Below are 14,193 nucleotides of genomic sequence, written 5' to 3' on the forward strand. Positions count from 1 at the left end.
ACCCATCCTACGAAAGGTGCCTCGGCGTAGGGCGCATAACCGTTCGCGGTTATCCGCCGTTTCCCGGCGCGTCAATGCAACTTCAACCGCGGCTCGGTGCTGCGCCCGATGCGGTCGCCGATCATCATCAGCGCCGTGCGCGTCACGCCATACAGCGCCATCTGGTGCATGCGGTACAGCGAGATGTAGAACATCCGCGCCAGCCAGCCTTCCAGCTTCACGCTGCCCATCAGGTTGCCCATGAGGTTGCCCACGGCGCTGAAGCGCGACAGCGAGATCAGCGAGCCGTAGTCGGTGTAGCGGTATTCCCCCAGCGGCTTGCCGTCCAGGCGCGCCACCAGCGACTTGGCCAGCAGCGAGGCCTGCTGGTGCGCCGCCTGGGCGCGGGGCGGCACGTTGCGTTCGCTGCCATTGCCGAGCGGGCAGGCGGCGCAGTCGCCGAAGGCGAAGATGTTCTCGTCGCGGGTGGTCTGCAGGGTCGGGCGCACCACCAACTGGTTGATGCGGTTGCTCTCAAGGCCGTCCAGGTCCTTCAGCAGGCTGGAGGCGCGGATGCCGGCGGCCCAGACCTTGAGGCTGGCGGGGATGAACTCGCCGCTGGCGGTCTTCAGGCCCTCGGCGGTCACCTCGCTGACCGGCGAGCCGACCATCACCCGCACGCCGAGCTTCTCCAGGGTGCGGTGCACCGGCTGGCTGATGCGCTCGGGCAGCGCCGGCAGCACCCGCGGGCCGGCCTCGATCAGGGTGATGCGCATGTTCTCCGGCTGGATGCCGGTCAGCCCGTAGGCGGCCAGCTCCTGCGCGGCATGGTGCAGCTCGGCCGACAGCTCGACGCCGGTGGCGCCGGCGCCGACGATGGCCACGCTGATCTGGTCGTCCTCGCCCTGGCGGGCATGGGCGCGCAGGTAGTGGGTGAGCAGCTGCTTGTGGAAGCGCTCGGCCTGCTCGCGGGTGTCCAGGAAGATGCAGTGCTGCGCGGCCCCGGTGGTGCCGAAGTCGTTGGTGGTGCTGCCGATGGCCAGGACCAGGGTGTCGTAGTCCAGGGTGCGCGCCGGCAACAGCTCGCGGCCGTCCTCGTCGAGAGTGGCGGCCAACTGGATGCGTTTGGTCGCGCGGTCCAGCCCGCTCATCCGGCCGAGCTGGAACTGGAAGTGATTCCATTTCGCCTGGGCGACGTAGTTCAGCTCATCCTCCGAGGAGTTGAGCGAGCCGGCGGCCACTTCGTGCAGCAGGGGTTTCCAGATGTGGGTGAGGTTGGCGTCGACCAGGGTGACCTGGGCGCGGCCCTTCCTACCCAGGGTGCGGCCGAGACGGGTCGCGAGCTCCAGCCCGCCGGCGCCGCCGCCGACGATCACGATACGATGGGACATGGGACGTACTCATAGCTAGGGAATCCTGTGCGGGCCGGCGGCGCTGCTAGTGCGCGAGGTAGGCCAGGAGGCGGCTGAGCAGTCCCAGGACGATGACCACGAGGGTGAGCCCGGCCATCATCAGCCAGGGCTTGAAAGGTGCACGCTCGACTTGGTGAACGGGCGAGCTGAGGTACTGCTCGACCTTCTGCTGGTCTTCGGGGCTCAAGCGACTGGGCATGGGCGGCCTCCGTTTCTAATGCCGAGCATTCTAGTCGGCTGTTGGCTCGCGCTCAATCCGACCCGGCGGTCAGAGCCCGACACCATTATCCAGCAGCACCACGCGACCGAGCTGGTCGCGCAGGAAGTCCGGGGCGTCGTCGTGGGCGAAGATCACCCGGGCGAAGTTCGGCCCCACCAGCGACAGCGAACGCCAGCCCTGGCGCAGGAACTCGGTGGGCGGCGGAAAAGGGGTGTTGAAGTCCGGCGTTTCGCGCTTGAGGCTGACGAAGGCGAGCAGGTCCAGCTCGCCCGGGTCGATGCCGCGCTCGCTGTAGTTGTGCGCCTTCTTGCGCAGGGTCGGCGCCAGGCGCCGCTGCAGCTCTGCGCAGTTGATCCGCCTGGGCTTCTGCTCGCGGCGGATCAGCTGGCGCAGGCTCTGGGCCAGGCGCCGGCGCTGCAGTTCGTCGCGCCATTCCTCGTTGAGCCGGCGGCCCTCGTCGAGGACGAAGAACACCTCGAAGCAGGCATCGCGAAACAGCACGTCCGGCGGCTGCTGTTCCGGCGCGATGAACTCGTCCTGGCGAAAGGGCACCTTGAGCGTCTGCAGCAGGCGCTCGCAGGCCCAGCACTCCCGGTCCCACTTGCGCGCGTTGGAGAGGAACTCATTGGCCAGTTCCGCCTGGCGCCGGAGCAGGTGCAGGTAATCGGCTTCATTCATATCAACAGCTTAGCCGCTGCTGGCGCTTCGGTCCCGCTGCGACATGGCGCCTCACCCCGTGGCCGGGCAAAAGCGGCGGAATCGGCGGCGCCCTGTGTACACTGTGGCGATCCTTCCCCGGAGCCCTTCAGCATGTTCCTGCGCAGCGCCTCGACCGCCGACCACCCGCGGCTCATTGCCCTCTGGGAACGCACGCCGGGCATCCAGCTGCGCCGCGACGACCAATTCGAACCCTTCGCCGCCTACCTGGCGCGCAACCCCGATCTCAGCCTGGTGCTGGAGGCCGAGGGGATGCTGATCGGCAGCCTGTTGGTCGGCCACGACGGCCGCCGTGGTTACCTGCAACACCTGGTGGTGGATGTGCCCTACCGCGGCTGTGGACTGGCCCGGCGGATGCTCGACGAGGCCCTGGCGCGCCTGGCGCGGCTGGGCATCGGCAAGTCCCATGTCTTCGTCCTGCGCGACGCCCCCGAAGCGCTGGCCTTCTGGGAGGGCCAGGCCGACTGGGGGCGGCGCGACGACATCCTGGTCTATTCCGCCGGAGCCTGAGCATGAACATCAGAAGAACCTGCGCCGCACTCTTGCTGTCCCTGGTCCCGCTGCTGGCCCTGGCCGCCGGCGAGGAGGGCGCCCCGACGGGCTGGACGCTGCTCGACCAGTACGACAAGCCCTACACCCAGAACGATGACCTGAAGGTCCTGCTGGTGGCCCGCGACATGGCCGGCGGCAAGTTGATGAAGGCAGCATTGGAAGGGCGCCCGCAAGGTTACCTGGAGCAACGCCATGCGGCCTTCGTCGCCGACATCAGCCGCATGCCCTCGCTGATCTCGAAGATGTTCGCCGTGCCGGCCATGCGCGACTACAACTACCGCGTGCTGCTCGACCGCGAGCCGCGGGTGGTCAGCCACTTCCAGGTGCCGGAAGACAGCGTGCTATGGATAAGCCTGCAGCAGGGCAGGGTGGTGGCCAGCCAGCCCTATGCCTCGGCACCCGCGCTGCGCGAGGCGCTGGAGCAGGTCGCCAAGTGATAGCCGCGCAACTGCTCTCGGAAGAGAGCCTGACCCTGGGCTGGGCGATCTACCTGCCCGCGCTGGCGCTCGCCGCGTGGCGAGCGCCCTGGGTGGAAATGGTCAGCGACTTCCGCCGTCAGCACCTGGTGTTCGGCACCATGCTGGCGCTGTTCCTGCTGTGGCTGGTGCGCCGGGACTTCGCCTCGGGGCTGTCGTTCCATTTCATCGGCATGACCGCGGTGACCCTGCTGCTGGACTGGCCGCTGGCGCTGCTCGTCGGCCTGGTGGCGCAGCTCGGCCTGTGCCTGCTGGGGCGCCAGGACTGGGCGGCGATCGGTGTCAACGGCGTGCTGCTGGTGCTGGTACCGGTGTTCATCACCGAAATGGCCGCGCTGTTCGTCGAGCGCCGCCAGCCACGCAACCTGTTCGTCTACATCTTCTGCTCGGGCTTCTTCCCCGCGGCGCTGGCGGCCCTGTGCTGCATGCTGCTGGGCCTGGGCCTGCTGTGGGTCGACGGCATCTTCCCGATGCCGCCCTGGCTGGACGACTTCATCGGCTACCTGTGGCTGATCATGTTCCCCGAGGCCTTCATCAACGGCACCGTGGTCACCGGCCTGGTGGTGTTCTACCCGGACTGGCTGGAAACCTTCAACCGCACCCGCTACCTGCAGGCGCCATGGAAGGAAGAGAAGAAGGAAGAGGGCAAGGACGACGAGGATGAGCCGCGTTGATGACAGCCAATTCGCCGCTGTCATCCCTTTCCTCGGATTGATTCAGGTCAGTTCGTCATAACCGCCATGCCAGGACACTCTGCTGCCCCACAGCAATGGAGAACGGCATGAGCATTCACAGTTGGGCCGAACAACGCCTTCACGAACTGCTGCTGGAAGCCGAAGCGGCAGGCATGGACACGCAACTGGTGCTGCGCGCCCTGCTCAGCTCGGTGGTGCGGGCCAACGCCCAGGTCCGCACGGAAGAAGACCTGGCGCACGAACTGCACTTCCTCGCCGACAACCTCGACGAGGAGCGTGACTACGCGTTCATGCGGCCGTGATCCTCCCGATTGCTCCGAGGCCACCCGTAGGATGGGTTGAGCGAAGCGATACCCATCATGCCTACGAAAATCGCCGCCAGCCGGTGATGTAGGAGCAACTGTCTTGCAAGCCGCGCCGGGGGGCTTTTCGTAGGATGGGTTGAGCCTTGGCGAAACCCATGCGGCCGCGTTGATGGGTATCGCTTCGCTCAACACCATCCTACGGAGCGTGCTGACGGGGTAGGAGCAACTGTCTTGCCGACTACGCCGAGGTGCTTTTCGTAGGATGGGTTGAGCTTGCGATACCCATCGGACCCGGAGGATGGGATTGCCGGAAGGTGTAGGAGCGGATTCATCCGCGATGCCGGCCAACAGGCCGGCCCATCCCACCTCGCGAACCCTCAATGCCCCCGCAGTGGCGGGGCATCCAACTCCCCGGAAAACACATCGTCCTCCAGGTCATTGCCGGGAATCGCATGCTCCTCGGCCAGGTCGATGAACTGGACATGGTCCGCGACCAGTCGACCGGCTTTCGGTCAAAGCACCTCGGCACAGAACTGGGCAGGTGTGATGATCCGGGTACGGCCGATGTGACCACGTTGCAACAAGCCGGCGCAACGATCCCCGGTCACCAGGTAGTCTGCCGCGCCTTCAACGGCCATGGACAGCAGGAAGGCATCGTCAGGATCGTCGGCTTCGGCTTCGATGCTCAACCGTTCCAAGAGTACCGCCCGTTGCAGGTTGTTGATCATGGCGCCGACCTTGGCTGGCTGGAGGATGGCCTGGAGCTTGGGGTAGCGGCTGGCTCTACGGATTTCGTCGAGTTGCTGGCGAGAGGTCACTACCTCGAAGCGAGCTGCCCGCCAGGCGCGGTAGATGGCGTCGTGTGCGCCGTGGGCGAGATCAGGGCACTGAACAGAATATTGCTATCCAGTACGACCCGCATCAGCGTTTACGTGCCCAGGCCAGTGCTTCGTCAACCGCCTCGGTTAGTTCGGCTTCGCTCAGGTGGGTATTGGCGGCCTTGGCCTGCTCGGCGCTCAGTTCCAGGATATGGGCGCGCACCGCTTCCTCGATGAAGCGAGACAGGTCGCCTTTTCTCCCGCCGCCCTGACTGGCCAGGAACATGCGTAGCGCCTGGTCTGTATCGGCTGAGACAGCGACGTTCCAGCGAACGGTTTCCATGATGAGCTCCTGCAATAGGTGCTTGTGTGTTTATGTGCTTATGCGCTGAGCTCTGGCGTTCGTGCAACAGTGCCTCAATGAAGAAGCATGTTCCTGCGCGCAAATCACAGGCCGCTAGATGTAGGAGTGAAGCCGTCCGATGCCGCCGAGGTGCGCCTCAACGGATGGGTTGAGCTTGCGAAACCCATGCGGTGGTGATGGGTATCGCTTCGCTCAACGCCATCCTACGGGGTGTTTTGCCGGAAGGTGTAGGAGCGGATTCATCCGCGATGCCGGCCAACAGGCCGGCCCATCCCACCTCGCGAACCCTCAATGCCCCCGCAGTGGCGGGGCATCCAACTCCCCGGAGAACACATCGTCCTCCAGGTCGTTGCCGGGAATCGCATGCTCCTCGGCGGCCCAGGCGCCCAGGTCGATGAGCTTGCAGCGTTCGGAACAGAAGGGGCGGTAGAGGCTCTTGGCGCTCCACTCCACCGGGGCGCCGCAGGTCGGGCATTCAACGGTCAGGGGCTGGCTCATGGGCGTCCTCCGCGCAGGCTGAGATAAAAGTCGTGCAGGCGCTCCACTTCGCGCTGCAGGTGGCCGAGATCGCGGTCGTTCAGCAGTATGTCATCGGCATGCTTGAGGCGGTCGTCGCGCTGCGCCTGCGCCTGCAGAATGGCGCGCACCTGCTCCTCGGAAACGTTGTCCCGGCGCACGGTGCGCTCCAGCTGCAGGTGCTCGGGCGTATCCACCACCAGCACCCGCTGGGCCATGCGATGCTGCCCGGACTCCACCAGCAACGGCGAAACCAGGATGGCATAGGGCGACTCGGCCTGCGCCAGGTTGCTGGCGATCTCCTGGCCGATCAGCGGGTGCAGCAACTGCTCCAGCCAGCGGCGTTCCTCCGGGGACTGGAAGATACGCTCGCGCAGGGCGGCGCGGTTCAGGGTGCCGTCGGGCTGCAGCATGGCTTCGCCGAAGCGCTCCACGATGCTCGCCAGCGCCGGCCGGCCGGTCTCGACGACCCAGCGCGCGGCATGGTCGGCATCCACCATGTGCACGCCAAGGTTGGCGAAGTGGGCGGCGGCGGCGCTCTTGCCGCTGCCGATGCCGCCGGTGAGGCCTAGGATCCAGGGTTTCATCGTACTCCTCGCGCCAGGCTCCCCGTCGCTCCGCGAACGCGGGGGCCCGGGCGAGCCAGCGTTCGAGCAGGAGCTACCGGAAACCGGCGAACTGCAGATAGGTAGTGGTTATTTGATCACCCCAGAGCAGCGCAATCCAGCCGGCAATGGCCAGATAGGGCCCGAAGGGGATCGGCGTGCTGGTCTCGGCATTGCGCAGACGCAGCAGAATGACCCCCAGCACGGCCCCGACCAGGGACGAGAACAGAATGGTCAGCGGCAACAGCTGCCAGCCACCCCAGGCACCGAGCATGGCCAGCAGCTTGAAGTCGCCATAACCCATGCCTTCCTTGCCGGTCAGCAGCTTGAACAACCAGTACACCGACCACAGGCTCAGGTAACCGAACACCGCGCCCCAGAGCGCATCGCCCAGGCTGGCAAAAAGCCCGAAGTAATTGACGATCAACCCCAGCCAGAGCAGCGGCAGCACCAAGGCGTCCGGCAGTAGCTGGTGATCGACGTCGATCAGGCTCATGGCCAGCAGCCCCCAGGTCAGCAACAGCATGGCCCCGGCTTGCCAGGTAAAACCGAAATGCCAGGCAACGAAGCCGGAGAGCAGAGCGGTGGCCAGCTCGACCAGTGGATAACGCGCACTGATCGGCGCCTTGCAGGCCGAGCACTTGCCGCGCAAGGCTAGGTAGCTGACTACGGGGATATTCTCCCGGGCACGGATTTCATGGCCGCAGTGCGGGCACGCCGAGTTGGGTAGGACCAGGTTGTAGGTGGGCTCCTGCTCAGGCTGAGGCAGGGAAAGAGCGTCACGCGCTTGTTGCTGCCACTCCAGTTCCATCATCTTTGGCAGGCGGTGGATAACTACGTTGAGGAAGCTGCCAATCAGCAGGCCGAGTAGGGCGGCGCATAAAACAAAGGCCAGCGCGTGGCTGGCCAGGAAGTCGAGTACAGACATTTAGACGACGTTGCCGAGTTGGAAGATGGGGAGGTACATGGCGATGACCAAGCCGCCTACCAATACACCAAGAACGGCCATGATCATTGGCTCCATCAGAGTGGTGAGGTTGTCGACGGCGTTATCGACTTCTTCTTCGTAGTAGGTGGCTACTTTGTCCAGCATTGCGTCCAGCGAGCCGGATTCTTCACCAATGGCGGCCATTTGTATCGCCAGCGTGGGGAACGCTCCAGTGGTACGCATGGAAAAGTTGAGTTGAGTACCCGAAGAGACGTCTTGCTTGATTTTGTTCACGGCATTACGAAAAACGACGTTGCCAGTAGCGCCGGCAACCGAGTCCAGCGCCTCCACCAAGGGAACACCTGCTGCGAAGGTGGTTGCTAGCGTGCGTGCATACCGGGCAACAGCGGACTTGTAGATAATGCCGCCTACGATCGGTAGTTTCAGAATGCTGCGGTCAACAGAATCGCGGAATTTCTCCGATCGTTTATGTGCCTCCTTCAGGGCGAAGGCAATTATAAATAGTGCTATCAGGACAATAATCCACCATTTCTGGAGCACTTCTGACAAGTTGATGACCATCTTGGTAAAGGCGGGCAGTTCGGCTCCGAAACCTGCGAACACCGATTGGAACTGGGGGACGACTTTGATCAGCAGGATTGCCGAAACTACAAGTGCCACGATGATGACTGCGATGGGATAGGTCATCGCTTTCTTGATCTTGGCTTTCAGTGACTCGGTCTTTTCCTTGTAGGTGGCGACGCGGTCCAGCAGCGTTTCCAGTGCACCGGACTGTTCACCAGCATCGACAAGGTTGCAGTAGAGGTCGTCGAAGTATTGCGGCTTCCTGCGCAGCGAGTTGGCGAGGCTGTTACCGGCCGCGACTTCCTGCTTGATGTCCTCGACCAGCTTGCGCATGTTGGGGTTGTCGAAGCCTTCGGCAATGATGTCGAAGGATTGCAGGAGCGGAACCCCCGAGCCCATCATGGTGGCCATCTGCCGGGTAAAGAGGGCGATGTCCAGGGGCTTGATTCGCTTGCCCTTGCCCAGCAGCGAAATGCCTTTCTTGCGTACCTTGGTCGGGTTGATGCCCTGCTTGCGCAGTTGCGCCTTGACCAGCGCGGTATTGGTGCCGGAAAGCTCCCCTTTTACCTTCCCGCCCTTGCGATCCGTACCCTCCCAGGTAAAGACGCTCATCTTCAGTGCTTTTTCCGCCATGGATTAATCCTTGGTCACGCGGTTGACTTCCTCGAGGCTGGTAATGCCTTGCATGGCCTTGAGCAGGCCCGAGGTGCGCAGGTCATTGAAGCCTTCTTTGCGGGCTTGCTCCGCGATCTGAATGGAGTTGCCTTCCTCCATGATAATCCGCTGCAGCGCCGGCGTGATTTTAACCACTTCATAAATACCCACGCGGCCCTTGTAGCCGTTCTTGCAATTTTCACACCCCACGGGGGAATACAGCTTGAAGCTGCCGATCTTGTCCTCCGGGAAGCCTTCGTGGAGGAGGGTTTCGTTGGGGATGTCGTGTTCCTTCTTGCAGTGCGGGCAGAGCTTGCGCGCCAGGCGCTGGGCGATGATCAGGTTGGTGGAGGTGGCCAGGTTGAAGGAGGCCACGCCCATGTTCAGCAGGCGTGTCAGGGTTTCCGCGGCACTGTTGGTGTGCAGGGTGGACATCACCATGTGGCCGGTCTGCGCCGCCTTGATGGCAATCTCGGCGGTTTCCAGGTCGCGAATCTCGCCGACCATGATCACATCGGGGTCCTGGCGCAGGAAGGCACGCAGCGCCTGGGCGAAGTCCATGCCTTGGCGGGGGTTGACGTTGACCTGGTTGATGCCCTCAAGGTTGATCTCCACCGGGTCTTCGGCGGTGGAGATATTGATGTCCGGAGTATTGAGGATATTCAGGCCGGTATACAGGGAGACGGTCTTGCCGGAGCCGGTCGGACCTGTCACCAGAATCATGCCCTGAGGTTGCTTGAGTGCCTCCAGGTAGAGCTCTTTCTGATCCTCGTCGTAGCCGAGCGAGTCGATCCCCATTTGCGCGCTGGCCGAGTCGAGGATCCGCATCACGATCTTCTCCCCCCACAGAGTAGGTAGGGTGTTGACGCGGAAATCGATGGATTTGTTCTTGGACACCCGCATCTTGATGCGGCCGTCCTGAGGCTTGCGCCTTTCGGAAATATCCAGACCAGCCATCACCTTTAGGCGCGCCGAGATACGGCTAGCCAGTTGGATAGGAGGCTTGGCCGCCTCATGCAGCATGCCGTCGGTACGGAAGCGTACGCGGTAGATCTTCTCGTAGGGCTCGAAGTGCAGGTCCGATGAACCTCCCTTGATGGCGTCCAGTAGCATCTTGTTGACGAAGCGGACTACCGGAGCGTCGTCAGCATCGCCTCCAATGCTTTCTTCCTTGCGGTCTGCGTCACCACTTTCAATATCCAGCCCATCCAGATCGACATCGGCCAGATCGTCCAGGCCGCCGGTGGCACTTTCGAAGAGTTTTTCGATGGTGTCGCCGAGCTTGTCGTCCTCGACCAGAATCGCCTCGGTGGTCAGGCCGGTGCTGAACTGGACATCGGTGATGGCTTGATGATTCGTGGGATCAGATATACCTACGAATAGCTTGTTGCCGCGCCGCCAGAGCGGAATGACGCGATGCTGACGTACTAGCTTCTCGCTGATCAATTCCTTTGGAATGCCGTCCTTGTCGATGGCCGTCAGATCGCAGAAGGCGACACCGAACTGATCGGCGGCTAGCTCGGTCAGAGGCCGGCTCTTCACCAGCTTGTTCTGCACCAGGTAAGTCACCAGCGAAAGTTTGTTGCGTTGAGCCTGCTGCTGGGCCTGCTGAGCGCTTCTTTCGTCCAGTAGCTCGGCGATGACCAACTGACGGGCGAGGCCGGATAGCACGACTTGATCGTTCATGGGGAGGCATTGTTCGAGCTGAGATGGAAGGTCTTATAACGCACCGACTCGACTGTGCCAAATGCGCCAGTAGCGATGTGCCATTTTTTGTCAGATATTGCCTTCGAATGATTTCTTTGGCTGTAGGTTTTTGCCTAAGCCTTTGGATTTTGGGTGTGGGAATTTTGGCACGACACGTGCTTGGTTTCTGACAGGTCGCTAGACCTCTACCCATCTCAAGGAGAGTTTCATGAAGGCTCAAAAAGGCTTCACCCTTATCGAGTTGATGATCGTGGTCGCGATCATCGGTATTCTGGCTGCAATCGCCCTGCCGGCCTATCAGGATTACACCGTACGTTCCCAGGCTGCTGCGGCTCTTTCCGAAATTACCCCCGGGAAAACCGCTTTTGAGGTCGCAGTGAACGAAGGTAAGACTCCTTCGACTACTGCTAGTGATCCTGGTTATATTGGTGTTCCTGGAACTACTACCTACTGCACGGTAACAGCTACTGCAACTACTATTGCTTGCGCCACTAAAGGCGGCAATGAGACTAACTTCAATAATAAAAATATTACTTGGACTCGTACTGCTGCTGATGGTTCTTGGGCCTGTACTACTACGCTTGCTGCTAAATATCGTCCAGGCAGCTGTGGTGCAGGTGGTAGCTGATATCGGCTGGCTCGGGAGATAAAAGCCCTGCATATGCGGGGCTTTTTTTTGGGGGGCTAAATGCTTAATTTGCTACAAAAAACTCTAGGCGGAGCAGCGTGCATTTTGCTCTTTTTCTTGCCTTTAGTCAGTGTTTCTCCTGATTTGTCATGGCATGACCAGCAACGAATTGGTCAAGTCGTTATTTTCTTGTTTTCAGTGATTTTATTTTGGGTGTTTCGGTGCAGGCGTGAGGATTTTTATTCTAGAGCTTTTCTCTTAGGTATATTCTTTCTCTCGATCGTTTCATGCTTGCATTCTAGTCAGGTATTCTGGTCTTTTGTCGAGTTGTCTGTTTTCTTTTGTTGCTATATTGTCGTGTGTTGTGTTTGTGAGTGGAGGATTCGTTGTGGGGAAATTGTTGACAATGCTGTATGGTGGTTGTTGACTTTTGTTGTGGTTGGATTGCTTTCTAAGTTCTTTTTTTCTTATTTTTTCGCTGTGGTGGCTCGCGAGAAAATAATCGTGTGGTTTCTCTTCGATGGCTTCAGTTGGCCACGTTTTCTTGGGCAGTTTCAGACTTTGTCACTGCCGCTTCTAGCTGTCCCAATGTTGGCAAATTGGCGACGGCGGTATTGGTTCTTTCTTCTGTGTTCTCTATGGTGGTTCTCGACTATAAGCGTAGGCACTCGTGCCAGTTGGCTGGGTATGGCCTGTACGATCCTGTTGCTGCCGATCTTTATCAAGCGTGGGTGGTTGTTTTCCCTATATCAAGGGGGAGCGCTAGTAGCTGGTTTGGGGTTCTACGTTGTTTTCTTCAAGTTAATACCAGGATTTTTTGGGTTACAAATTTCAGGGCTCGCCGAGGAGCGCCTGAATATGTCACTTTCTGGTCGAGAGTACCTGTGGGAGCAGGCATGGAAAATGACGATGGAGCATCCATGGTTAGGCGCTGGGCCGATGCAGTATGCTGCGTTGGCCAATTTATATGGGGCTCATCCGCATCAGGCAATACTCCAGTGGACGTCGGAGTGGGGGAGTATTTCAGCAGTTCTAGTGGCACTTCTTCTACTTCGGTTGCTCTGGTTGTTGTATTTGAGGTCAATGGGTTGGCTTGAAGAGCGGGGCTCAACGGGAGCTATCAAGATCTGCCTGCTGGCAAGCTTCATTGCTTCACTTGCTCATGCAATGTTTGATGGGTCTTTGGTCATGCCCTACACACAGGTCTGGTTGTCTGTTCTGGTTGGTTGGGCCTGGGGGTTAGTGGCGAAGAAGGACGCCATATCACCAATTTCTCGGGCAGCTCTGAGTGCTAGGAGGTTTTTCTCGATGGCCTTCTGCTCTGTCTTGATCTTCGTAATTTTCAGGGATGTCCCTGGGATTATCGAGCGCAATAAAAGTGGTGTGGTTTCGCAGACTTGCTGGGTTGAGCGCCCCAGGTTCTGGTCGGCCGGTATTATCAAGAAGCTTCCTGAGTCGGAATGCGCGTCCAGCTCTGGGAGGCGTTCTGATTAGATAGTAGATTTGGGGGGTTGAAGTTCTTTTTACCGAAATGCTAGATTCGCCTCCCGCCCGCCGGTGTAGCTCAGTCGGTAGAGCAGCTCATTCGTAATGAGAAGGTCGGGGGTTCGATTCCTCTTACCGGCACCATCTCTGGCAAAGGCCCCGCTTCGGCGGGGCTTTTTGCTTTCCGGATCCGAAACTGCCGTACTTGCCGCTCGGGTGCTATCGAACTGCCATCATTTGCCAGACTATACTCCCGCTGCCCAGGGAAGCTTTCGGTGAGGAAGGGAGCGGTCTGTGAAGCAGTCGAGTGAGTCCGCCAGGTTCAGCCGTTCCTATGCCCAGCGCGTGCTCTTGCCGCGCGCGGTGGGTTTGGCCGTGGGGTTCTTCTGTGTCGCCGGCGTGCTCTGGGGGAAGTGGCATTCGCCTTGGCTGTGGGGGCTGCTGTTGTGGTTCTGCTATCTGTGGCCGCTGATGGCCTACCAGATCACTTCGCGTTCGCCGCGGCCCAAGGAGCTGGAGCGGCGTTTCGTGCTCTTCGATTCGCTGATGGGCGGGTTCTGGATCGCCACCATCCAGTTCAACGTGCTGCCCTCGGTGATGATGCTTTCCATGCTGGCGATGAACAACACCGCGGCGGGCGGGGCGCGGTTCGTGGCCCAGGGCTTCGTGCTGCAGGCGTTTGGCATGGCGCTGTCCGGCCTGGTGCTGGGCTTCGGTTTTTCGCCTGATACCTCCCAGGCCGAGATGTACGCCTGCATTCCCATGCTGGTTATCCACCCCATGACCATCGGCCTGGTGCTCTATCGCCTGGCCATCCAGCTGTCGCGACACAAGAAGGCGCTGCGCGACCTGAGCCGCACCGACAGCCTGACCCAACTGTTCAACCGTGGCTACTGGAAGGAGCGCCTGCAGCAGGCCTTCGAGCATTGCCGGCAGGCGCAGCAGCCCGCTTCGCTGGCGTTGATCGACGTCGACCACTTCAAGACCACCAACGACCGCCACGGGCACGTGATCGGCGACCTGGTGTTGCGTCGGCTCAGCGAGTTCATGCGCAGCCACCTGCGCGCCGAGGACCTGGCCGGGCGCTATGGCGGCGATGAGTTCTGCGTGCTGCTGCCGGGGCTGCAGCCGGAGGCGGCGCGGGAGGTCCTGGCGCGGCTGTCCCGCGAGCTGGCCGGGGAGGAGTGGGAGCGGGTGCCGGAATTGCGCGTCAGCCTGAGCATCGGCATCGCCGGCTTCGATCCGGCCATGCCCGACGCCACCGAGTGGCTGCGTCGGGCCGACCAGGCGCTGTACGAGGCCAAGGGGCAGGGACGCGACCGCATCGTCCTGGCTTCCGAGCTGGACGCCGCGGCGCGCCGGGCCTAGCCGAAGGTCCTGGCGAAAGGCTCGGCGCTGTGCTGGATGGCGGCCACCACCTGGGGCGCCTGCTCGCAGAGCCCGGGGTGGCTCGCCAGCACCTTTTCCACCGCTTGCAATTGAGCGCGTATGACTTGGGCTGGCCGGGCCACATCACATACCTTGGCAAGGTCCAGGGCAAGCAAGTC

16 protein-coding genes, 1 tRNA gene and 2 pseudogenes are annotated in these 14,193 nt (G+C 61.2%); 8 read left to right on the forward strand and 11 right to left on the reverse strand.

Going from position 1 to position 14,193, the window contains the following annotated elements:
* Window positions 1-71: 71 nt before the first annotated feature.
* The 3 genes from RN02_RS26375 to RN02_RS26385 form a co-directional block, all read right to left on the reverse strand.
* Complete coding sequence (locus RN02_RS26375; RefSeq protein ID WP_043318053.1) at window positions 72-1,370, reverse strand: NAD(P)/FAD-dependent oxidoreductase; 1,299 nt, start codon at window positions 1,368-1,370, stop codon at window positions 72-74.
* 46 nt (window positions 1,371-1,416) lie between these two features.
* Window positions 1,417-1,590 (reverse strand): DUF3094 family protein, encoded by a 174-nt coding sequence (locus RN02_RS26380; protein WP_009617611.1) that lies wholly within the window; start codon window positions 1,588-1,590, stop codon window positions 1,417-1,419.
* Between the two features lie 69 nt (window positions 1,591-1,659).
* Complete coding sequence (locus tag RN02_RS26385) at window positions 1,660-2,289, reverse strand: DUF1780 domain-containing protein (protein WP_009617612.1); 630 nt, start codon at window positions 2,287-2,289, stop codon at window positions 1,660-1,662.
* A 132-nt stretch (window positions 2,290-2,421) separates the two neighbouring features.
* On the opposite strand from RN02_RS26385, the gene RN02_RS26390 reads away from it, so the two are divergent.
* The 4 genes from RN02_RS26390 to RN02_RS26405 all read left to right on the forward strand — a co-directional run bounded on the left by RN02_RS26390 (window position 2,422) and on the right by RN02_RS26405 (window position 4,353).
* Entirely contained in the window at window positions 2,422-2,838 is a 417-nt protein-coding gene (locus RN02_RS26390) for a GNAT family N-acetyltransferase (RefSeq protein ID WP_043318056.1), read from the forward strand.
* A gap of 2 nt (window positions 2,839-2,840) precedes the next feature.
* Window positions 2,841-3,317 (forward strand): hypothetical protein, encoded by a 477-nt coding sequence (locus RN02_RS26395; protein ID WP_043318058.1) that lies wholly within the window; start codon window positions 2,841-2,843, stop codon window positions 3,315-3,317.
* Complete coding sequence (locus tag RN02_RS26400) at window positions 3,314-4,030, forward strand: energy-coupling factor ABC transporter permease (RefSeq protein WP_043318060.1); 717 nt, start codon at window positions 3,314-3,316, stop codon at window positions 4,028-4,030. Before RN02_RS26395 ends, RN02_RS26400 begins: the two co-directional genes overlap by 4 nt.
* A 107-nt stretch (window positions 4,031-4,137) precedes the next feature.
* Window positions 4,138-4,353, forward strand: a complete 216-nt coding sequence (locus tag RN02_RS26405) for a hypothetical protein (RefSeq protein WP_043318062.1) — start codon at window positions 4,138-4,140, stop codon at window positions 4,351-4,353.
* 380 nt (window positions 4,354-4,733) lie between these two features.
* On the opposite strand, the pseudogene RN02_RS34770 reads toward RN02_RS26405, so the two are convergent.
* From RN02_RS34770 to pilB, 8 genes and pseudogenes are all read right to left on the reverse strand, one after another.
* A pseudogene (locus RN02_RS34770) lies at window positions 4,734-4,844 on the reverse strand (DNA gyrase inhibitor YacG); the annotation flags it as partial.
* 24 nt (window positions 4,845-4,868) lie between these two features.
* A pseudogene (locus RN02_RS26410) lies at window positions 4,869-5,278 on the reverse strand (putative toxin-antitoxin system toxin component, PIN family).
* A complete protein-coding gene (locus RN02_RS26415) occupies window positions 5,278-5,517 on the reverse strand; it encodes a ribbon-helix-helix domain-containing protein (protein WP_043318065.1) in 240 nt (79 codons plus the stop codon). The pseudogene RN02_RS26410 and the gene RN02_RS26415 overlap by 1 nt, the downstream one beginning before the upstream one ends.
* A 309-nt stretch (window positions 5,518-5,826) precedes the next feature.
* The gene (gene yacG, locus RN02_RS26420; protein ID WP_043272268.1) at window positions 5,827-6,036 is read right to left on the reverse strand and encodes a DNA gyrase inhibitor YacG; all 210 of its coding nucleotides are present in this window, start codon (window positions 6,034-6,036) and stop codon (window positions 5,827-5,829) included.
* Window positions 6,033-6,641 (reverse strand): dephospho-CoA kinase, encoded by a 609-nt coding sequence (gene coaE / locus RN02_RS26425; protein ID WP_043318067.1) that lies wholly within the window; start codon window positions 6,639-6,641, stop codon window positions 6,033-6,035. The genes yacG and coaE overlap by 4 nt, the downstream gene beginning before the upstream one ends.
* Before the next feature lie 73 nt (window positions 6,642-6,714).
* Window positions 6,715-7,587 carry a prepilin peptidase gene (locus tag RN02_RS26430; RefSeq protein WP_043318069.1) on the reverse strand — a complete coding sequence of 291 codons (873 nt, stop codon included), beginning with the start codon at window positions 7,585-7,587 and terminating at the stop codon, window positions 6,715-6,717.
* On the reverse strand, window positions 7,588-8,805 hold the full coding sequence (locus tag RN02_RS26435; protein WP_043318073.1) for a type II secretion system F family protein: 1,218 nt from the start codon (window positions 8,803-8,805) through the stop codon (window positions 7,588-7,590).
* A 3-nt stretch (window positions 8,806-8,808) separates the two neighbouring features.
* Window positions 8,809-10,512, reverse strand: a complete 1,704-nt coding sequence (gene pilB / locus RN02_RS26440) for a type IV-A pilus assembly ATPase PilB (protein WP_043318075.1) — start codon at window positions 10,510-10,512, stop codon at window positions 8,809-8,811.
* Between the two features lie 229 nt (window positions 10,513-10,741).
* Here pilB and RN02_RS32815 point away from each other — a divergent pair, with 229 nt between their 5' ends.
* The 4 genes from RN02_RS32815 (at window position 10,742) to RN02_RS26455 (ending at window position 14,014) form a co-directional block, all read left to right on the forward strand.
* The gene (locus RN02_RS32815) at window positions 10,742-11,161 is read left to right on the forward strand and encodes a pilin (RefSeq protein ID WP_043318077.1); all 420 of its coding nucleotides are present in this window, start codon (window positions 10,742-10,744) and stop codon (window positions 11,159-11,161) included.
* A gap of 60 nt (window positions 11,162-11,221) precedes the next feature.
* Window positions 11,222-12,655, forward strand: coding sequence for an O-antigen ligase family protein (locus tag RN02_RS32820; protein ID WP_082033897.1), 1,434 nt, complete (start codon window positions 11,222-11,224; stop codon window positions 12,653-12,655).
* A gap of 59 nt (window positions 12,656-12,714) precedes the next feature.
* Window positions 12,715-12,790: transfer RNA gene (locus RN02_RS26450), tRNA-Thr, on the forward strand.
* Window positions 12,791-12,940: 150 nt separating this feature from the next.
* The gene (locus RN02_RS26455; protein ID WP_043318080.1) at window positions 12,941-14,014 is read left to right on the forward strand and encodes a diguanylate cyclase; all 1,074 of its coding nucleotides are present in this window, start codon (window positions 12,941-12,943) and stop codon (window positions 14,012-14,014) included.
* Window positions 14,015-14,193 lie beyond the last annotated feature (179 nt).

This window comes from Pseudomonas sp. PI1 (assembly GCF_000812405.1).
Lineage (GTDB): Bacteria > Pseudomonadota > Gammaproteobacteria > Pseudomonadales > Pseudomonadaceae > Pseudomonas > Pseudomonas citronellolis.